The organism is Pseudomonas sp. GW821-FHT09H03, from assembly GCF_059415945.1.
In genome coordinates, this window is the sequence record NZ_JBWKOF010000009.1 from 227,117 (window position 1) to 245,819 (window position 18,703).

17 protein-coding genes and 4 tRNA genes are annotated in these 18,703 nt (G+C 59.4%); 7 read left to right on the forward strand and 14 right to left on the reverse strand.

Features of this window, described 5'->3' with window-relative positions; translation table 11 throughout:
- Window positions 1–13 precede the first annotated feature (13 nt).
- From AC07OG_RS15410 to AC07OG_RS15425, 4 genes are all read left to right on the forward strand, one after another.
- Window positions 14–89 (forward strand) — tRNA-Asn (locus AC07OG_RS15410).
- A gap of 9 nt (window positions 90–98) precedes the next feature.
- A tRNA-Pro gene (locus AC07OG_RS15415) sits at window positions 99–175 on the forward strand.
- Between the two features lie 5 nt (window positions 176–180).
- Window positions 181–256: transfer RNA gene (locus tag AC07OG_RS15420), tRNA-Lys, on the forward strand.
- Window positions 257–353: 97 nt separating this feature from the next.
- Window positions 354–430 (forward strand) — tRNA-Pro (locus tag AC07OG_RS15425).
- A 174-nt stretch (window positions 431–604) separates the two neighbouring features.
- Here AC07OG_RS15425 and AC07OG_RS15430 read toward each other — a convergent pair.
- Genes AC07OG_RS15430 through AC07OG_RS15445 form a run of 4 tightly spaced genes read right to left on the reverse strand, consistent with a single transcriptional unit; the run spans window position 605 to window position 3,342 of the window.
- Window positions 605–1,903 (reverse strand): NAD(P)/FAD-dependent oxidoreductase, encoded by a 1,299-nt coding sequence (locus AC07OG_RS15430; protein WP_495067403.1) that lies wholly within the window; start codon window positions 1,901–1,903, stop codon window positions 605–607.
- Window positions 1,904–1,963: 60 nt separating this feature from the next.
- Window positions 1,964–2,137, reverse strand: coding sequence for a DUF3094 domain-containing protein (locus AC07OG_RS15435; RefSeq protein WP_060543358.1), 174 nt, complete (start codon window positions 2,135–2,137; stop codon window positions 1,964–1,966).
- 54 nt (window positions 2,138–2,191) lie between these two features.
- The gene (locus tag AC07OG_RS15440; RefSeq protein ID WP_495067404.1) at window positions 2,192–2,719 is read right to left on the reverse strand and encodes an MOSC domain-containing protein; all 528 of its coding nucleotides are present in this window, start codon (window positions 2,717–2,719) and stop codon (window positions 2,192–2,194) included.
- Window positions 2,716–3,342, reverse strand: coding sequence for a DUF1780 domain-containing protein (locus tag AC07OG_RS15445; RefSeq protein WP_007970534.1), 627 nt, complete (start codon window positions 3,340–3,342; stop codon window positions 2,716–2,718). The genes AC07OG_RS15440 and AC07OG_RS15445 overlap by 4 nt, the downstream gene beginning before the upstream one ends.
- Window positions 3,343–3,479: 137 nt before the next feature.
- Between AC07OG_RS15445 and AC07OG_RS15450 the strand changes: the two genes are divergently transcribed.
- Window positions 3,480–4,169, forward strand: a complete 690-nt coding sequence (locus AC07OG_RS15450; protein ID WP_218425720.1) for an energy-coupling factor ABC transporter permease — start codon at window positions 3,480–3,482, stop codon at window positions 4,167–4,169.
- A gap of 32 nt (window positions 4,170–4,201) precedes the next feature.
- On the opposite strand, the gene yacG is transcribed toward AC07OG_RS15450, so the two are convergent.
- Genes yacG through AC07OG_RS15470 form a run of 4 tightly spaced genes read right to left on the reverse strand, consistent with a single transcriptional unit; the run spans window position 4,202 to window position 7,110 of the window.
- Complete coding sequence (gene yacG / locus AC07OG_RS15455) at window positions 4,202–4,402, reverse strand: DNA gyrase inhibitor YacG (protein ID WP_060543361.1); 201 nt, start codon at window positions 4,400–4,402, stop codon at window positions 4,202–4,204.
- Window positions 4,399–5,022, reverse strand: a complete 624-nt coding sequence (gene coaE / locus AC07OG_RS15460) for a dephospho-CoA kinase (RefSeq protein WP_495067405.1) — start codon at window positions 5,020–5,022, stop codon at window positions 4,399–4,401. The genes yacG and coaE overlap by 4 nt, the downstream gene beginning before the upstream one ends.
- Window positions 5,019–5,891, reverse strand: coding sequence for a prepilin peptidase (locus tag AC07OG_RS15465; protein WP_495067406.1), 873 nt, complete (start codon window positions 5,889–5,891; stop codon window positions 5,019–5,021). The genes coaE and AC07OG_RS15465 overlap by 4 nt, the downstream gene beginning before the upstream one ends.
- 1 nt (window position 5,892) lies before the next feature.
- The gene (locus tag AC07OG_RS15470) at window positions 5,893–7,110 is read right to left on the reverse strand and encodes a type II secretion system F family protein (RefSeq protein WP_495067407.1); all 1,218 of its coding nucleotides are present in this window, start codon (window positions 7,108–7,110) and stop codon (window positions 5,893–5,895) included.
- Between the two features lie 226 nt (window positions 7,111–7,336).
- Between AC07OG_RS15470 and AC07OG_RS15475 the strand changes: the two genes are divergently transcribed.
- Window positions 7,337–7,753, forward strand: coding sequence for a pilin (locus AC07OG_RS15475; RefSeq protein WP_060543365.1), 417 nt, complete (start codon window positions 7,337–7,339; stop codon window positions 7,751–7,753).
- 311 nt (window positions 7,754–8,064) lie between these two features.
- The gene (locus AC07OG_RS15480) at window positions 8,065–8,421 is read left to right on the forward strand and encodes a BON domain-containing protein (RefSeq protein WP_060543366.1); all 357 of its coding nucleotides are present in this window, start codon (window positions 8,065–8,067) and stop codon (window positions 8,419–8,421) included.
- A 205-nt stretch (window positions 8,422–8,626) separates the two neighbouring features.
- Here the strand turns inward: AC07OG_RS15480 and AC07OG_RS15485 are convergent, their stop codons facing one another.
- From AC07OG_RS15485 to panD, 6 genes are all read right to left on the reverse strand, one after another.
- Entirely contained in the window at window positions 8,627–11,596 is a 2,970-nt protein-coding gene (locus AC07OG_RS15485; protein ID WP_495067408.1) for a DUF748 domain-containing protein, read from the reverse strand.
- A 60-nt stretch (window positions 11,597–11,656) separates the two neighbouring features.
- A complete protein-coding gene (locus AC07OG_RS15490; protein ID WP_495067409.1) occupies window positions 11,657–12,673 on the reverse strand; it encodes a class I SAM-dependent rRNA methyltransferase in 1,017 nt (338 codons plus the stop codon).
- Between the two features lie 166 nt (window positions 12,674–12,839).
- Complete coding sequence (locus AC07OG_RS15495) at window positions 12,840–13,712, reverse strand: oxygenase MpaB family protein (protein WP_495067410.1); 873 nt, start codon at window positions 13,710–13,712, stop codon at window positions 12,840–12,842.
- 58 nt (window positions 13,713–13,770) lie between these two features.
- Window positions 13,771–15,708, reverse strand: coding sequence for an acetate--CoA ligase (gene acs, locus AC07OG_RS15500; RefSeq protein WP_495067411.1), 1,938 nt, complete (start codon window positions 15,706–15,708; stop codon window positions 13,771–13,773).
- 443 nt (window positions 15,709–16,151) lie between these two features.
- Window positions 16,152–17,816, reverse strand: a complete 1,665-nt coding sequence (gene pgi / locus AC07OG_RS15505) for a glucose-6-phosphate isomerase (protein WP_495067412.1) — start codon at window positions 17,814–17,816, stop codon at window positions 16,152–16,154.
- A gap of 229 nt (window positions 17,817–18,045) precedes the next feature.
- Complete coding sequence (gene panD / locus AC07OG_RS15510; protein ID WP_003228271.1) at window positions 18,046–18,426, reverse strand: aspartate 1-decarboxylase; 381 nt, start codon at window positions 18,424–18,426, stop codon at window positions 18,046–18,048.
- Window positions 18,427–18,703: the final 277 nt, after the last annotated feature.

Here is an 18,703-nt window from a genome sequence, read left to right on the forward strand (position 1 = left end):
TGAAATATGTAGTTCCGTGATAGCTCAGTCGGTAGAGCAAATGACTGTTAATCATTGGGTCCCAGGTTCGAGTCCTGGTCACGGAGCCAATTTCAAACCGGGGTATAGCGCAGTCCGGTAGCGCGCCTGCTTTGGGAGCAGGATGTCAGGAGTTCGAATCCCCTTACCCCGACCATTTTTGGGTCGTTAGCTCAGTTGGTAGAGCAGTTGGCTTTTAACCAATTGGTCGTAGGTTCGAATCCCACACGACCCACCATTTTTGAAACCAGTTAGCGCTGGGATCGAATCTTAAGATCAGAGGCCAAAAGCGCTGATCGAAGAAGGCGATCTTTGAAAGGTCGCCTTTTTTTTACCGGGGTATAGCGCAGTCCGGTAGCGCGCCTGCTTTGGGAGCAGGATGTCAGGAGTTCGAATCCCCTTACCCCGACCATATTAAAAATCCTCGTATCGAAAGATACGGGGATTTTTTTTGTCCACAGGAAATCAATTGCCCCGCAAAGCCAATGTGGGAGCGGGCTTGCTCGCGAAAGCGGTGTATCACTCAACCAACTTATTGACTGATTCACCGCTTTCGCGAGCAAGCCCGCTCCCACACTAGACCGAGCTAGTGCAGCTTGAGGCGAGGCTCAGTCCCGCGCCCGATCTTGCTGCCCAGCATCAGCATCGCCGTGCGGAACGGCCCGTACAACGCCATCTGGTGCATGCGGTACAGCGACACATAGAACATCCGCGCCAGCCAGCCCTCCAGCATCACGCTACCGGTAAGGTTGCCCATCAAGTTACCCACAGCCGAAAAACGCGACAGCGAGATCAGCGAACCATAGTCGGTGTACTTGTACTCCGGCAATGCCTTGCCTTCGATGCGCAGCTTGAGCGATTTGGCCAGCAACGAGGCTTGCTGATGCGCAGCCTGGGCGCGGGGCGGCACGTTGCGATCACTGCCAGGTTGCGGACAGGCGGCACAGTCTCCGAAGGCGAAGATATTCTCGTCACGGGTGGTTTGCAGGGTCGGCAGCACGTGCAGCTGGTTGATACGGTTGGTTTCCAGGCCATCGATGCCCTTGAGGAACCCCGGCGCACGAATTCCGGCAGCCCAGACTTTCAGGCTTGCCTTGATCTCGTTGCCGTCAGCGGTGATCAGGCTGTCAGCCGTCACTTCGCTGACTGCCGCATTGGTCATGACGTTGACCCCCAGTTTTTCCAGGGTTTTATGCACAGGCCCGCCGATTCGTTCCGGCAGGGCAGGCAGCACCCGTGGCCCGGCTTCGATCAAGGTGATGTGCATGTTTTCCGGTTTGATCCGGTCCAGGCCGTAAGCCGCCAGTTCATGGGCAGCGTTGTGCAGTTCGGCGGCCAGTTCGACTCCGGTGGCACCGGCGCCGACGATGGCCACGCTGATCTGTTCGACTTTGTCAGTCTGTCCGGCATGGGCGCGCAGGTAGTGGTTGAGCAGTTGCTGGTGGAAGCGCTCGGCCTGCTTGCGGGTATCGAGGAACAGGCAATGCTGAGCCGCGCCCAGGGTGCCGAAATCATTGGTGGTGCTGCCGACGGAGATGACCAGCGTGTCGTAAGCCACTTCGCGGGCCGGGACCAATTCCAGACCGGCTTCGTCATAGGTGGCGGCCAGCTGGATTTTTTTCTGCGTGCGATCGAGCCCGCTCATGCGCCCCAGCTGGAACTCGAAGTGGTTCCATTTGGCCTGGGCTACATAATTGAGTTCATCTTCGGAGGAGTTCAGGGAGCCGGCCGCCACTTCGTGCAACAACGGTTTCCAGATGTGGGTCAGGTTCGCGTCAACCAGCATCACACTGGCCGTGCCGCGTTTGCCCAGAGTCTTACCCAGACGGGTAGCCAACTCCAGACCGCCGGCGCCGCCGCCAACGATGACAATACGATGAGTCATGGGGATATCTCGCAAGGCTAAAAGAAATCGGTGCAATTACCCGAGCGAGCGCCACGCAGCTCATAGCGTCAGGTAACTGATAAATCGGCTTAACAGGCCCAAACCAATGGTCACTGCCAACACCAGCACCAGGAGCATCCACGGCCGGAAAGGCCGGCGCTCGACTCGGTGCTGGGACAGATGCAGGTACTCTTCGACATGCTTCTGGTCGTCGGGGTTCAAGCGGCTGGTCATATGAGGCCTCGTCAGGAGTAGACGTTGCTGAATGTGTAGAAGCTACAGACTGATTTAACGAACGTTGAACGGAGCATAGCCGCTGTCCGGAATAGGCTCGACGCTCACCGAATCGTCCAGGCGAATGATGCCACTTTGTAACACCCGGGCAGTGATTCCGCCATGTCCGCGTACGGCCTGAAAGGTCCCTGGGCCGAGGTTGTTTTGCAGGCGTGCGCAAGGCTGGCACCAGCCCGTGGTTTCGAAAATCGCCTGGCCGATCCTGAAGCGACGGCCTTTGAGGCTGAACAGGTTGATACCGCTGATCACGAGATTGCGCCGCAAATCATTGGGCAACACCGGTTGATCGGCGGGGCGGCCCATCAGCGAACTGATCACTGCCAGATGCTCCCACTGCAACAGCGTCACCTGCCGTGCATTGCGTACCCCCGGCCGGGCACGATCGCCAGTCAGACCGGCCTCAAGCCGTGCCTCAACGGCATCCAGTTCGATCATCGGCACGTGGGGTTGCGGGCGTACGCCGATCCAGCGCACGCGGCCGGTTTGCGGGACTTCGGCGAGTAATTCTTGCAGTGGGCTCACAGGCTGATGCCGACGTCGAATACGATGCTGCGCCCCAGGTTGCTGCGCAGGAAATCCGGCGCATCCGGATGGGCGAACAGCACGCGGGCGAAGGTCGGCCCGACCAGTGACAACGAGCGCCAGCCCTGGCGCAGGTATTCGGTGGGTGGCGGGAAGTGGCTGTTGAGGTCGAGCACTTCACGTTTGAGACTGGCGAAAGCAATGATGTCCAGTTCCCCCAGGTCCATGCCGCGCTCTTTGTAGTTGTGGGCTTTTTTACGCAAGGTTGGCGCCAGTCGCAGCAAAAACTCATTGGCCGGAATTCGTCGGGGCTTGGCTTCGCGGCGTACCAGTTGGCTCAGGGAAAACGCGCTGCGCCGACGTTGCAGTTCGTCGCGCCATTCATCGTTGAGACGCCGGCCTTCGTCGAGCACGAAGAACACTTCGAAACTGGCGTCACGAAACAACACGTCCGGCGGTTCTCCGGCAGGGGCAAACTCATCGGCGCGGTAAGGAATGTTGAGGCCTTGCAGCAGGCGCTGGCAGACCCAACGCTCCCGCTCCCATTTGCGGGCATTGGACAAAAATGCGTTGGCTTGCTCGGCCGCGATGGTCAGCAGGCGTAAGTAATCTGAGTCATCCATAGGCCCAAGCTTAGCGTTCAAATGCGACAAGCAGAAAGCATTGCATCGACTGGAGCGATTTCGTGACCGTAGTAGACTGCTGGACAGCGGGCCGAACCAGCCGAGGGGACAGCAGTGGAGCACAAAGGGTTAGCCTTATGATCGGCGCAGAGTTGCTGTCAGCGCAGACGCTGATAGTCGGCTGGCTCATATACGTGACGGTATTGTTATGGGCCGTTTGTCGTGCCCCCTGGGTCGAGTTGTTCACCGATAGCCGTCGCCAGCATTTGCTGTTCGGAACGGTATTTGCCCTGTTTCTGTTGTGGCTGGTGCGGCGCGACTTCGACACGGGCGTGTCTTACCACTTCATCGGCATGACGGCGGTAACGCTGCTGCTGGACTGGCCGCTGGCGCTGGTCGGCGGCCTGGTGGCACAAATCGGCCTGGTGCTGCTCGGGCGTCAGGATCTGGCGGCGATGGGGGTTAATGGCGCGCTGTTGATCGCGCTGCCGGTGCTGGTCACCGAGTGCTGCGCGATTCTGGTGGAGCGTGCGCAACCGCGTAACCCGTTTGTGTATATCTTCGTTTCCGGGTTTTTTGCCGCAGCGTTGTCGGCGTTGCTGTGTCTGCTGCTGGCCCTGTGGTTGCTGTGGTTCGACGAGATCTTTGCCATGCCCTACTGGCTGGAAGACTTTGTCGGTTACCTGTGGTTGATCATATTTCCCGAGGCGTTCATCAACGGCATGGTGGTCAGCGCCCTGGTGGTGTTCTGCCCGGAATGGCTGGAGACGTTCAATCGCACACGCTACCTTTCGGCGCCGTGGAAAGACGACGATCCCAAGCGTTGACCAGGCCCGAAATCGTCGACGTCTTCACAGGATCAGTGGCGCGGGTCGAAGTCGCCGCTGAACAATTCGTCCTCGGCATCGGGGGCGACCGGGATCTTGTGTTCTTCCGAGGCCCAGGCGCCCAGGTCGATGAGTTTGCAGCGGTCAGAGCAGAAGGGCCTGAATTTGCTCTCCGGGCTCCATTCCACGGGGGCGCCGCAGGTTGGACATTCGACGGTTGGGATTTGGCTCATGACTGGCCTCCACGCAAAGTAAGATAAAAGTGATGCAGGCGTTCGACCTCACTGTGCAGCCAGGCGAGGTCACGGTCATTGGTCACGACGTCGTCGGCATGGCTCACGCGATCCTGGCGGCTGGACTGGGCCTTGAGGATCGCCTGCACCTGTTGTTCGCTGGTCTGGTCCCGTTGCAGGGTGCGCTCGATCTGCAGTTGTTCGGGGGCATCGATCACCAGCACCCGTTGCGTCATGGCGTACTGTCCAGACTCGATCAGCAGTGGTGAAACCAGTATTGCGTAAGGCGATTTTGCCAGCGCCAGATGATGGGCGATTTCCTCGCCGATCAACGGATGCAGGAGTGCCTCCAGCCAGCGGCGTTGTTCCGGCACTTCGAAGATCAATTTGCGCAACGCGGCGCGGTCCAGTTGACCATCGGCTTGCAGTACACCGGGGCCGAAGTGTTCGGCGATTTGCGCCAGGGCCGGCCGCCCCGGTTCCACCACCCAGCGCGCGGCATGATCGGCGTCCACGACGTGGATGCCCAGGTCAGTGAAGTGTTGGGCCGCCGCACTTTTACCGCTGCCGATGCCGCCGGTCAGGCCGAGAATCCAGGGTTTTTCCACAGAGGTATTCATTTCAAACCGACAAACTGCCAATAGAAGTCGGTTATTTGACCACCCCAGAGCAAGGCAATCCAGCCGGCAATTGCCAGCCAGGGACCAAAAGGGATCGGTGTCGAGGTATTTGCGTTGCCCAGGCGCAGACAGATCAGGCCGACAATGGCACCTGTCAGGGAAGACAGCAGGATGGTCAGAGGCAATATTTGCCAGCCGCCCCAGGCTCCCAGCAGCGCCAGTAGCTTGAAGTCACCGTGACCCATGCCGTCCTTGCCGGTCACCAGCTTGAACAGCCAGAACACTGACCACAGCAGCGTGTACCCGGCAATCGCGCCCCATAACGCCTCTTGCAACGGCACGAACAGGCCGAAACTGTTGACGATGAGCCCCAGCCACATCAGTGGCAGCACCAGCACATCGGGTAACAGTTGATGTTCGGCGTCGATCAGGCTCATCGCCAGCAGGCCCCAACTCAGCACCAGCGTCATGCACGCCTGCCAACCGAAACCGAAGTGCCAGGCAATGAACGCTGACAACAGACCGCAGGTCAATTCGGTCAGCGGGTAGCGCTTGCTGATCGGCGCCGAGCAGGCCGAGCAGCGTCCGCGCAAAAAGACATAACTGAGCAGGGGGATATTTTCCCAGGCCCGAATGCGGTGGCTGCAATGTGGGCATTGGGAGTGAGGCAGTACCAGGTTGTAGGTTGGCAGCGGAGTTTCCCCGGGTAACCCGAGAATGTCCCGGGCCTGCACGCGCCACTCGCGTTCGAGCATTCTGGGCAGGCGCCAGATCACGACATTGAGAAAGCTGCCGACCAGCAGGCCGATCACTCCTGTGATAACGACGAAGGCCAGCGGGTAATGGGTCAGAATTTCGTTCAAGGGCATGTCAGATCGCTGAGCCGAGTTGGAAAATGGGCAGGTACATCGCAACTACCAGGCCGCCGACGATAACACCCAGCACTACCATGATGAACGGCTCCATGAGGCTGGTGAGATTATCGACCATGTTGTCGACCTCGTCTTCGTAGTAGCTGGCAACCTTGTCGAGCATAGCGTCCAGAGTGCCGGACTCTTCGCCTATGGCAGTCATCTGTATCGCCATGTTCGGAAACACGCCACAGGTGCGCATGGCGAAATTCAACTGCATGCCCGTCGCAACGTCCTGCCTGATGCGCAGGACCGCGCGCTTGAACACTATGTTTCCCGTCGCGCCCGCCACCGATTCCAAGGCTTGCAGCAGCGGTACGCCGGCGGCGAAGGTGGTCGATAAAGTGCGGGCGAATCGGGCAACGGCGGACTTGTACAGCAAAGTGCCTGCCAGCGGCATCTTCAGCAGCCAGGCATCGGCTCTATCGCGAAAACCGCGCGAGGTCTGCAAGGCATGGCGAAGGCCCAGGGCTGCTGCGAGCAGCACGGCAAATACCATCCACCACCAGGCCTGCATGAATTGCGACAGACCGATGACCAGCACCGTGAAGGCCGGCAGTTGCGCGCCAAACCCTTTAAACATGGACTCGAATTGCGGCACCACGTTGACCAGAAGAATGGCGCTGACAATGATCGCGACGAACACCACCATCAGCGGATAGGTCATGGCTTTCCTGATTTTCGCCTTGAGGCTTTCGCTCTTCTCCCTGTAGGTCGCGACCCGTTCCAGCAGGGTATCCAGGGCGCCGGCCTGCTCGCCTGCGTCGACCAGGTTGCAGTACAACTCATCAAAGTATTGCGGCTTCCTGCGCAGCGCGGCAGCGAGACTATTGCCCGCCGCGACATCCTGTTTCAAATCGTCCACCAGCCTGCGCATGGCCGGGTTATCGAAGCCTTCACCGATGATGTCGAACGACTGCAGCAATGGCACACCGGCCTTCATCATCGTCGCCATTTGCCGGGTGAACAGGGCTATGTCCCGGGCCTTGACGCCCTTGCCCAGGTCAAATAGCGAGGGGGCTTTCTTGCGGATCCTGCCGGGGTTGATGCCTTGCTTGCGCAATTTTGCCTTGATCAGCGCCGGGCTCTGAGCGCTGAGTTCACCGGTGATTTTCGCACCTTTGCGGTCTGTGCCTTCCCATGCGTATACGCTGATTTTTACTGCCTTGACCGCCATGTCCAGTCCTGGGGTGAGCCGATTGATTTGCTCTTATAGCCTAGTCAACCGATGGAACCAAACCGGCGGCGCCAAGGTGACAAAAAACGTCAGATAGTGCGGATTCCTGAGGCGCTGAGGTGTTTTTCTTCGCTCAAGCGTCGGCCCGCCGGGGGCTGGGCCTTGGCACAACCTGTGCTGATAGGGGTCCGGATCGAGAGATTTCAATTCATACATGGAACTGTCTATGAACAATCAAAAAGGTTTTACCCTGATCGAGTTGCTGGTCGTAGTGGCGATCATCGGCATTCTGGCGACGTTCGCCTTGCCGATGTATTCCAAATATCAGGCCCGGGCGAAAGTCACCGCCGGGTTGGCGGAGATTAGCGCGATGAAGGTGCCGTTCGAGGATGTCATCAATCAGGGGGACACTCCGACGCTCGCCAACGTAGCGCCGGGCGGCGCCACCGCGACCAGCAATTGCACACTGAGCGTGTCGGGGGAGGCGGGGGCTGGTGCCATTGTTTGTACATTGCACAACGCTCCCGGACTGGTTCAGGGCAAAACCATCACCCTGACCCGTGACGCTATCAATGGTTGGTCATGCGCGAGTACTGCCCAAAAAGACTACGTTCCTGCAGGTTGCAGCGGTTCAGCTTCCTGAAATGAATGAGCAGGAGCGGGCTTGCTCGTTAACTCTCATCGCGCGCAGGGGTACGTGAACGTGTTCTCAATTGCGTGAAAAAAGCCTAAAAAATTCATGCGTTTAGGAACTTCTCACGAACCCGCAACTTGCATGCAGTGTTTTTGCGACTCATGCATTTTGCATGATTTCGAAAATGAACCAATTTACTAAGTTATTGATTTATAAGGATTATTTGTAATCGGAAAAGTTGGCACAACGTTCGCAATATACCTGGTAACCCTGCCGGGATGACGTCCGGCAGACTTTTCAGAAAAACAGGAGTTACACGTATGAAGAAGTTCGCTATCGCTGCCGCTACTGCAACCGCGCTGACCCTGACTATGGCCAACGCCGCATTTGCCCAGAACGCCCAAGCCACTCAGGCGCCTATGGTTGTGGCAACAGGTGAGGTGGATAAAGCCCAGGAAGCTACTTCTGATACCTGGATCACGACCAAAGTCAAAAGCGACCTGCTGACCGAAAAAGGTATTCCTGGCACCGACATTAAAGTCGAAACCAACAAAGGTGTTGTATCGCTATCGTCGACTGTAGCGGTTACCGATTCTCAGAAAGCTACCGCTGTAGCCATCACCAAAAAAATCAAAGGCGTCAAAGCGGTATCCGCTGATGGCCTGAAAGCCGAATAAGGCAAGACTTCTCGCCTGGACCGGGAGAAGGCGCGACAGACGGGACAAGGAATACGTCTGTCGCATTTCAAAGAGTTCATGCGAACGGCCACAAGGATTGTGGCCATTACAGGCCCCGGCATTCGTGTCGGGGCCTGTTCTATTCAAATGATCGAAATCTGCTGTGGGATTGTTTCGCGAGTGTATTTATCGGTGGCCCAGCGCATTACTCCGCATCCAGATGCAAGGGTGTAACTACCCGGCCATCTCCCTCGGCTTCGCCCAGATTGGCATCGATGAAGTACACGCGGTCGTCTGCCAACTGGCCCTTGTCGACCAGGTAGTCCTTGATGCTGCTGGCGCGTTCCTGGCCCAGTTGACGTAACAGTACGTCGCTGGAGCTCCAGAACTTGATCACATCAGCACGCATTTTCGCGGTGCGTTCTTCCTTGCCCAGATCCTTCCATTCGAGCGGTGGCTGAGTCTTCAGGCGGGTGCGGTAGATGCCTTCGAGCAGTGTGCCTTTTTCATCCTCCGGCACTTCCAGCAACGACGCCTGGGCCGGCACCTTGTCGCCTCGGCGCTGGAGCATTTTGTAGTAGTTGTACTGGTATTCCCGTTCCAGGCGCTGCTCGGCGATCAGTGGGCCATCGCTGCTCTGGGCGGCGGTACCTTCGATTTCCAGGCGCAGGGCCGGGCGTTCCTTGAGGGCCTGGGACAGCTTGTTCAGGGCGCCTTCGGCGTCCTTGCTCAAATCGCTGGAACCGGCCGCGAACGAGACGGTGCCCAGATCTTCCGAGCCGCCACCGCTGACCAGCCCGCCGATAAGCTTGAACGGCGCCGCTGCCGCCTTGACGATCAGATTGCGCAGGGTTTGCCAGACAATCGGCATGACGCTGAATTGTGGGTTGTTGAGGTCGCCGGTAACCGGCAGTTCGATGGAGATCTTGCCGTCGACGTCCTTGAGCAGGGCAATGGCCAGTTTCAGCGGCAGGCTCACGGCATCCGGGCTGTCGACCTTTTCGCCCAGTTGCAACTGTTCGACCACCACTTTGTTTTCGGCTTTGAGCTGGCCCCGGGTGATCTGGTAATGCAGGTCGAGGTTCAAGCGGCCCTTGCGAATACGGTAACCGGCGAACTTGCCGGAGTAAGGCGTCAGTGTGGTCAGCTCGACGCGTTTGAAACTGGTGGCAATGTCGAGGCTGGCCATGGGGTCGAACGGGTTGACCGCGCCCTTGATGGTCACCGGTGCGTAGCGGTCCACCTTGCCGTTGATATTGACACTCGCAGGGTTGGCCTGACGACTGTCGATGGTGCCGATCTGCCCATTGAGCTGCTGGACGGCAGTGGCGAAGTTCGGGGTCAGGCTGAAGTCGGCGAAGTTGGCCGAGCCGTCGTTGATGGCAATGCCCCCGATGTGGATGCCCAACGGTTTTTCCTTGGCGGCAGGTTTGGCGGCGGTGGTTTTGCTGGCGGTATCGGCCGGTTGTGGAACGAGCAGGTCATCGACGTTGGTTGTGCGGTCATCGTTGATCATGAAACGAACATAGGGCTGGAACAGATTGACCTTGTCGATCGACAGGCTGTCGCCATGCTGATAGTTCAGGCCCTCGACCACCACTTGTTGCCACTTCAGGAAGTCGCGGGTTTTCAGGGTGTCGAGGGTGTGCAACTGATCGACCTGGGCTCGACCGGTGACGCTGAAAGCCAGCGGTTCGGTGCTCTTGAGGTTGACCGCCAGATCACTGCCGAGCATGCCGCTGCGCAGTTCCAGGCGAATGAACGGGGTGATGTAGGACTGGGCAACCCGCAGGTCGATATCTTTCGTCTGTACGTTCAGCCTGGCACTGACCGGGGCCAGGTTGACCTCGCCATCGGCCATGAGCGTGCCTTGTTTACCCACACCGGTATCGAGCTTGAGGGTAAATGGCGAGCCATTGAGGCTGTCGAAATTCTGCAGATCGACATTCAGGGGGCCCACATCCAGAGCAACGGCGGGCTGTGCTTTACGGTCGGCCAGATGCACCTGGTAGCCACGCAGTTGCACATCCTTGACCAGCACCTGCCACGGTTTGCTCGGGGCGGTTGGCTCAGGTGCGGGAGAGTCGGCGGCGGCCGGAGCACTGGCTTCGGCGGCAGGCCGGGATGGCTGGCTGGCGAACAGTTTTTGCCAGTCGAGTTGGCCATCGGATTCCAGGGCGGCCCAGGTTTCCAGCTTTTGGCTGCGGATCTTGCCCACCACCACTTGCTGCCTGGCAAGGTCCACGGTCGTTTCGCTGATCTCCAGTCGTTGCAGCTTCGCCAGCGGGCGGCCGTCCGGCGCCTTGATGGCGAAAGGCGCAACACTGACGGCAACATTGCTCAACAGCAGTTCGGTTGCTTTGGATAAATTGAGTTTGTAGTCGGTGCTGAGGCTGACGATTCCTTCCTCGAGGTCCAGCGGCACGGCGTCACGCACGTAGGGCCAGAAGGCTTTCATCTTGCCATCGGTGATTTTCAGCTTACCTTCGGATGCAAGCGGGATGAGGCTGAAATTGCCGGTCCAGTCGATTTGCCCACCGTTAGGACCGATAGCCACCAAGGTCATGTCGGCGCTGTCTTCAGGCAGGGTACTTAAGTTTTTCAGCTCGAAATCGAGGGTGTCGTAAAGGAATTCGATGGGCTCGCTGGGCCGCGCATCCTCAAAGTGCACGGCACCGCCGGCCAGCTTTATGCGCTCGATGCGCAGTGGAAACGGCTTTTCGTCCGGATCGGCAGGCGTTGGATCGCTCGCCGGCAACTTGAACAGGCCAAGCAGATTGAGCTTGCCGTCCTTGCTGAACAGGATCTCGGTCCTGGACTTCTCCAGTTCGATATCCGACAGATGCAGCGCCTTGGTCCACAGGCTGTCGAGCTGCAGGTTGGCGTACAGGCGTTCAAAGCCGACCTGTTCCTTGCCGGGTTCACCGATGTTCAAACCCCAAAGGGTCAGCTCCAGGCTGAACGGGTTGAATTCGATTCGCTGAAGTGTGGCGGGGGTGTTGGCGTAGTTGGCCAGTTGCTGGTTGGCAACGCGCAACGCGATCCCCGGTAAAATCAGAAAGCCCAGCAAACTGTAGAGGGCCAGAGCAGTCAACAAGGCGCCGATGGCGCGAATCAATCCTTTGGGCATGTGTGGCTTCATCTGTCTGAATCGGAGTGCCTTGGAGTATGGCATGCGATTACGGTTCCGAAGCAAACGCAAATGCTCAGGATTGCTCCACGTCTTCGAGGCAAATCACAGCTGCAGAATCAGGGTTTTCAGTGGTGGTTGCTGGTCCATGGACGGGAAATCGCCACCGGGTTTCATCACTGTCCATTCACGCACCGGGCGCCCGGCCTTTTCGGCGCAGCGCAAAACCTGTTCGCGCCACTCGTCCATGCCGACTTTTGCCAGGTTGTTGCAACAGATCAGCACGCCGTTGTCGGCAGTGGTCAGCAGCGCCGGCTTCAGCAGACTCTGGTAGTCACGCAGCAGGTCAACGGTGCCGAACGCGCTCTTGGCCCAGGCCGGTGGGTCGAGCAGTACCAGATCGTACTGACGCTGTTCCAGGCGTTGATAGCCTGGCAGTTTCTGCCCGCGACGCTGGCTGATGGGCAGGCCGGCCAACTGCCGAATGGCCGGGAAGTAGTCGGACTGGATGAATTCCATGGTCGGCAGTTGCGGATTGAGCAGGCCGTTTTCCCGGCCAACCGCGAGGTTGCCTTCGGCGAAGTCCAGGTTGCACACCTCGCGCGCGCCACCGGCAGCGGCGCTCAGGCCGACGCCACAGGTGTAGGCGAACAGGTTCAGCACACTTTTGTTTTTGCTGTGATCCTTGACCCAGCCGCGGGTGTTGCGCAGGTCGAGAAACAGCAGAGGATCCTGTCCGGCGTGGCGGCCGCGAACCCGATAATTGAGACCCCATTCGTGGCCAATCAGGTCTTGCAGTGCTGCATCGTCGGCGCGGTAGACGTTGTCTTCACGGTCGATGCGCGAGTTGCCACGGGAACGATCGTTGTAGACCAGCAGGGTTTCGAACCCCAGGTGTTGATTGACGATTTCGTGCAGTTGCAGCAGCGCCTCACGCTCCAGCGACAGGTGGAAACTTTGCACCAGCAGTTGCGGGCCGTAGCGGTCGATGGTCAGGCCGCCAGCGCCTTCCTGGCTGCCATGGAACAGGCGATAGCAATCGGTGCCTTGCTGGTGCAGCTCGGCGAGCAGGTCCTGGCGTTGATCGAGGGCGGCGCGCAGCGCCTGATTCAAGGAAGACATGCTGGGCGCCTTGCAGGAGGAATTTGGCGCGGGAGTTTAACAGCTTGAGCACTGTAAGAGCTGGCCCTTGTGGGAGCGTGGCTCGCCCGCGATGAACGATAATGCGGTTTGTCAGTTGAACCATAGCGTGGCCATCGCGGGCAAGCCACACTCCCACAAAAGACTATCAGGTCAGCAGGCCCATGCGCCGTCTGGCCCGTTGCACCGAGCCGTTACGCACCGCCCAGCGCAGCATGGGCGCACTGCGATTGACGCTGGCGCGGATCAGTTTGCGCTGCAGCGGGCTCTGGCTGACGCCGAGCATGTCGCTGGCCCAGTCCGGCAGCAGGTCGATCCCGGCTTGCATCATCAACCCGCCGAATGGCCTGGCCAGACGACTGGGGGAGGGGGCGTTCAACAACAAACGCAACACTTCGCGGCTGCGTTCGTCGCACAGCAACTGCGGGCGCATGCGCTCCAGATAAGCGCAAACTTCCTTCCGGGAGCGGGGCACATTGCAGGCACCCAGGCGTTCGGCGACCAGTGCGATTTCTGCGTAATAGCGATCCTGATCGGCGGGGGACAAGTGCGGATTTCGGTAGCGTAGATGCGCGGCAAGGAAGTTGCTGACCTCGGCCACATGCACCCAGGTCAGCAACTCGGGGTCGCTGGCGGCGTAGGCGCGGCCGTCGGGCGCAGTGCCGGTCACTTGCAGGTGGATGGTGCGCACTTTTTCGATCAGCCAATCGGCGTCCTGACTTGAGCCAAAGGTGGTGCCGGAGATGAACTGCCCGGTGCGGCGCAACCGGCCGAGCATGTCTTCGCGAAAATTGGAGTGGTCCCACACACCGGCCAGGGCCAGCGGGTGCAGGGCCTGCAGCATCAAGGCGCTGATACCGCCGATCAGCATGCTGCTGAAGTCGCCGTGAACCTGCCAGCTCACCGAGTCGGGCCCGAACAGGCCGGGATCGCCCTTGGGGTTTTCCAGGTCGAGCTTGCCCAGGGACAATCCGGTGAGGCTCATGATCTGGGTTTCGATACGGGTGCGAATGAATTCCATGGCGACTCTGTAGTTCTCTGCAGGAGCGAGCCGGCTCGCTCCTGCAATGGCCAGCAGGTTATTGGTTCAGGCGTTTGTCGATCAGACCCTGCACCACGCTCGGATCGGCCAGGGTCGAGGTATCGCCCAGGCTGTCCAGTTCGTTGCAGGCGATCTTGCGCAGGATACGCCGCATGATCTTGCCTGAGCGGGTTTTCGGCAAGGCCGGTGCCCACTGGATCAAGTCCGGTTTGGCGAAACTGCCGATTTCCTTGCTGACCAGGGCCAGCAATTCTTTCTTCAGTTCATCGTTGGCTTCGACGCCGTTCATGGGGGTGACGAAGACATAGATGCCCTGGCCCTTGATGTCGTGTGGGTAACCGACTGCAGCGGCCTCGGCGATGCTGTCGTGCAGCACCAGGGCGCTTTCCACTTCGGCGGTGCCGATACGGTGGCCTGAGACGTTGATCACATCGTCAATGCGCCCGGTGATCCAGTAGTCACCATCTTCATCGCGCCGCGCGCCATCGCCGGTGAAGTAGTAACCGGGATACGGCTTGAAATAGGTGTCGACCATGCGCTGTGGGTCGCGGTAGACGCTGCGGATCTGCGCCGGCCAACTGGATTTAATGGCGAGTACGCCGCTGCCGGGGCCTTTGATTTCCTTGCCGTGCTCGTCAAGCAGTACCGGTTGTACACCGAACATCGGCTTTGTGGCGCTGCCGGGCTTGATGTATCGGGCGCTCACCAGCGGGCTGAGCATGATGCCGCCGGTTTCGGTCTGCCACCAGGTATCGACGATTGGGCAGCGCTCTTCGCCGACCTCATGGAAATACCATTGCCAGGCTTCCGGATTGATCGGCTCGCCGACCGTACCGAGTAGCCTGACGCTGGCGCGGGAGGTTCCCTTCAATGCCGCGGGCCCTTCGCGCATCAACGAGCGCAGGGCTGTGGGGGCGGTGTAGAAAATGTTCACCTTGTGTTTGTCGATCACCTGCCAGAAGCGTGAGGTTGTCGGGTAGCTCGGTACGCCCTCGAAGATCAGTGTGGTAGCGCCGTTGGCCAGCGGACCGTAGACGATGTAGCTGTGGCCAGTGACCCAACCGACGTCGGCGGTGCACCAGAAGACTTCGCCCTCGCGGTAATCGAGCACGTACTTGAAGGTCATCGCCGCTTGCAGCAGGTAGCCGCCAGTGGTGTGCAGTACGCCTTTGGGTTTGCCGGTGCTGCCAGAGGTGTAGAGGATGAACAGCGGGTCTTCGGCATCCATTGGCTCGGGCGGGCAATCGGCGCTGACGTCGCGCAGGGCCTGCTGGTACTTGAGGTCCCGTCCTTCGACCCAGTTCACTTGTACATTACTGCGCTCGATCATCAGCACGGTGCTAACGTCCGGGCAGCTTTGCAGCGCCTTGTCGACGTTTTGCTTGAGTGGCACGGGCCTGCCGCCACGCACGCCTTCGTCTGCGGTGATCACGGTGCGGCAGTCGGCATCGAGAATACGGTCGCGCAACGAGTCCGGAGAGAAACCGCCGAACACCACCGAGTGCACTGCGCCGATGCGGGTACAGGCAAGCATGGCGTAGGCAGCCTCGGGAATCATCGGCATGTAGATACACACGCGGTCGCCTTTTTTCACGCCACGGCTTTTCAGCACGTTGGCCAGGCGGCAGACGTTTTCATGCAATTGCTTGTAGGTGATCGATGTCGAGTCGGCAGGGTTGTCGCCTTCCCAGATGATGGCGACCTGATCTGCGCGTTTCTCCAGGTGCCGGTCGATGCAGTTGTAGCTGACATTCAATTTTGCACCGGCAAACCAACTGGCCTCACCGGTCTTCAGGTTGTAACGCTGGACGGTGTCCCAGGGCGCGCTCCAGTCGAGAAAGCGTGTGGCCTGTTCGGCCCAGAAGGTGCTGGGGTGTTCGATGGATTGGCGGTACAGACGCTGATAGTCGTCTTGACTCAATTGTGCAGCCCGGCGGACGGCATCGGCTTTGGGGAACGTGCTGATATCGAACATGACGGTTCCTTATTCTTGTTTTGCGACAAGGATAAAGATGCGCCGAGTGACCAATGGGTTCAAGAGGGGAGCTACGCGACCCTCGTAGGAGCCGGCTTGCTGGCGATGGACGCTAACGATGACACGGGTCTCCTGAATGCCCATGGCGCTCTCCGGCTTTTCGCGAGCGTGCTCGCTCCTACAGGGGAGCACGCCGAACTGTAGGAGCGAGCATGCTCGCGAGGGACGTTAACGATGACGCGGGCCTCCTGAATGCCCGCGGCGCCCTCGGGTTTTTCGCCAGCGTGCTCGCTCCTACAGGGGAGCGCGCCGAACTGTAGGAGCGAGCATGCTCGCGATGGACGCTAACGATGACGCGGGCGTCCTGAATGCCCGCGGCGCCCTCGGGTTTTTCGCCAGCAAGCCGGCTCCTACAGGGAATGGGGCATTGCTGCCCCGTCAGATCACCCGCGATGACGACCACGGAAGTAGTTGATCAACCCTTGGGTCGAGGCATCGTCAGCGGGGGTTTCTTCGCTGCCGACCAGGCGGTTGTAGACGCCTTTGCCCAGTTCCTTGCCCAGCTCCACGCCCCACTGATCGAAGGCGTTGATGCCCCAGATCACGCTTTGCACGAAGACTTTGTGTTCGTACATCGCCACCAGTGCGCCAAGGCGGCGCGGGCTGATGCGCTCGACCACCAGGGTGTTGCTCGGACGGTTGCCCGGGATCACCTTGTGCGCGGCGAGTTTCTGCACGTCCTCTTCACTCATGCCTTTATCGCGCAGTTCGGCCTCGGCCTCGGCAAGGGTCTTGCCGAGCATCAGCGCCTGGCTTTGCGACAGGCAGTTGGCGTACAGCCACTGATGGTGATCGGACACCGGGTTGAAGCTGACGATCGGCACGATGAAGTCGGCCGGGATCAGTTGGGTACCCTGGTGCAGCAACTGGTGATACGCATGCTGACCGTTGCAGCCTACGCCACCCCAGATCACCGGCCCGGTGTCGGTGGACACTGGCGTGCCGTCCTGGCGCACGCTCTTGCCGTTGGATTCCATGTCCAGCTGTTGCAAGTGCTTGGTGATGTTGCGCAGGTAGTGGTCGTACGGCAGGATCGCGTGGCTCTGCGCGCCCCAGAAATTGCCGTACCACACGCCGAGCAGGGCCAGCAGCACCGGCATGTTCTGCTCGAAGGGTGCGCTCAGGAAATGCTGGTCCATGGTGTAGGCGCCGGACAGCAGTTCCTTGAAGTTCGACATGCCGATCGCCAGGGCGATGGGCAAACCGATGGCCGACCACAGCGAATAACGGCCGCCGACCCAGTCCCACATCGGGAAGATGTTTTCTTCGCGGATACCAAAGGCCACCGCCGCCGCGTTGTTGCTCGATACGGCGATGAAGTGGCGATACAGCTCGGCTTCCGAACCGCCCTGAGCCAGGTACCAGGCACGGGCGGCCTGGGCGTTTTTCAGGGTTTCGAGGGTGTTGAAGGATTTCGACGAGACGATGAACAGCGTGGTCTCGGCGCGCAGCTTCATGGTCAGTTCGTGGAACTCACTGCCGTCGATGTTCGCCAGGTAATGGCAACGTACGCCTTTCTGGGCGTAGGACAGCAGTGCTTCGGAGACCAGCTCGGGGCCGAGGAAGGAGCCGCCGATGCCGATGTTCACAACGTCAGTGATCGGCTTCTCGGTGTAACCACGCCACAGGCCGTCGTGGATACGGCCGACGAGGTCAGTGATCTGGTTGAGCACCTTGTGCACTTCCGGCATCACGTTGACGCCATTGACCGACAGCTTGTCGCCGACCGGGCGGCGCAAGGCGGTGTGCAGGGCCGGGCGGCCTTCGGAGGAGTTGACGATTTCGCCGTCGAACAGCGACTTGATCGCGCCCTTGAGGTCGACTTCGTTGGCCAGCCCCACCAGCAGGTCGCGGGTCTGGGCATTGATCAGGTTTTTCGAGTAGTCGAGAAACAGGCCGCAGCTGCTGAGGGAGAATTGCGTAAAGCGCTGCGGGTCGGCGTTGAAGGCCTCACGCATGCTGAAATCCTGCATGGCTTGGCGGTGATCATTCAACGCTTGCCAGGCGGGCAGAGCGGTCACGTCGTGAGGAGTGCGGTAGTACGCCATCGCTGCGTTTTTCCTTTTTACTTGAACGGCCTTTTGAACACTGAAGATCCCGGAGCGCTGCGTATAGGCGTCCGGGCAACTGCGCCGACAGGGTTTCATGGCGCAGGGCGAATACAGTAAACCCAGCGCAGTGATCTGTCTTGACTTTGTCTGACCTGTTTCCAGCACTTTTTTAACATCGGGCTGCAAATCGTCCGACAAACGGAGCAATGACCGGACTTCAGTCAGATCAGGCGACCTGGACCGGGATGGCGTTGCTGGTATGGCTCAGCTCATTGCCCGGTGCCATATACAGCATGCGTGGCTTGAAGTTGAGCAGTTCGGCTTCGCTGTAATGGGCGTAGGCGCAGATGATCACGCGGTCACCGACCTTTGCCTTGTGTGCTGCGGCGCCGTTGACCGAGATCATGCGCGAACCTTCTTCGCCACGAATGGCGTAGGTGGTGAAGCGCTCGCCGTTGTCGACGTTGTAAATCTGGATCTGTTCGTACTCGCGGATACCGGACAGGTCCAGCCATTCGCCGTCGATGGCGCAGGAACCTTCGTAGTCGAGCACAGCGTGGGTGACTTCGGCGCGATGCAGCTTGGCTTTGAGCATGATGGCGTGCATGAGTGTTTTTCCCCAGGTCAGAATCGAACGGTGGGCAATGTGCCCGAAGGGTTTGAAATCGGCAATACGAAATCGGCAAACACACAAAACCGCTGTGGGAGACTGTGTGTTGAAGGGGCGCTTTTGTGGTGAGTGGGCTTTTGTGGCGAGGGGGCTTGCCCCCGCTGGGCTGCGCAGCAGCCCCTTGTTTTTTGGGGCCGCTGCGCGACCCAGCGGGGCAAGCCCCCTCGCCACAAAAAGCCCCTTCAGCAAAGAAACCCCTTCACCACAGAAGTTC

Coding starts and splice junctions, on each gene's coding strand:
- AC07OG_RS15450 (WP_218425720.1), top strand. CDS start 3,480: ATGATCGGCGCAGAGTTGCTGTCAGCGCAGACGCTGATAGTCGGCTGG.
- yacG (WP_060543361.1), bottom strand. CDS start 4,402: ATGAGCCAAATCCCAACCGTCGAATGTCCAACCTGCGGCGCCCCCGTG.
- AC07OG_RS15465 (WP_495067406.1), bottom strand. CDS start 5,891: ATGCCCTTGAACGAAATTCTGACCCATTACCCGCTGGCCTTCGTCGTT.
- AC07OG_RS15485 (WP_495067408.1), bottom strand. CDS start 11,596: ATGCCATACTCCAAGGCACTCCGATTCAGACAGATGAAGCCACACATG.
- panD (WP_003228271.1), bottom strand. CDS start 18,426: ATGCACGCCATCATGCTCAAAGCCAAGCTGCATCGCGCCGAAGTCACC.
- pgi (WP_495067412.1), bottom strand. CDS start 17,816: ATGGCGTACTACCGCACTCCTCACGACGTGACCGCTCTGCCCGCCTGG.
- coaE (WP_495067405.1), bottom strand. CDS start 5,022: ATGAATACCTCTGTGGAAAAACCCTGGATTCTCGGCCTGACCGGCGGC.
- AC07OG_RS15475 (WP_060543365.1), top strand. CDS start 7,337: ATGAACAATCAAAAAGGTTTTACCCTGATCGAGTTGCTGGTCGTAGTG.
- AC07OG_RS15435 (WP_060543358.1), bottom strand. CDS start 2,137: ATGACCAGCCGCTTGAACCCCGACGACCAGAAGCATGTCGAAGAGTAC.
- AC07OG_RS15490 (WP_495067409.1), bottom strand. CDS start 12,673: ATGTCTTCCTTGAATCAGGCGCTGCGCGCCGCCCTCGATCAACGCCAG.
- acs (WP_495067411.1), bottom strand. CDS start 15,708: ATGTTCGATATCAGCACGTTCCCCAAAGCCGATGCCGTCCGCCGGGCT.
- AC07OG_RS15445 (WP_007970534.1), bottom strand. CDS start 3,342: ATGGATGACTCAGATTACTTACGCCTGCTGACCATCGCGGCCGAGCAA.
- AC07OG_RS15480 (WP_060543366.1), top strand. CDS start 8,065: ATGAAGAAGTTCGCTATCGCTGCCGCTACTGCAACCGCGCTGACCCTG.
- AC07OG_RS15470 (WP_495067407.1), bottom strand. CDS start 7,110: ATGGCGGTCAAGGCAGTAAAAATCAGCGTATACGCATGGGAAGGCACA.
- AC07OG_RS15495 (WP_495067410.1), bottom strand. CDS start 13,712: ATGGAATTCATTCGCACCCGTATCGAAACCCAGATCATGAGCCTCACC.
- AC07OG_RS15430 (WP_495067403.1), bottom strand. CDS start 1,903: ATGACTCATCGTATTGTCATCGTTGGCGGCGGCGCCGGCGGTCTGGAG.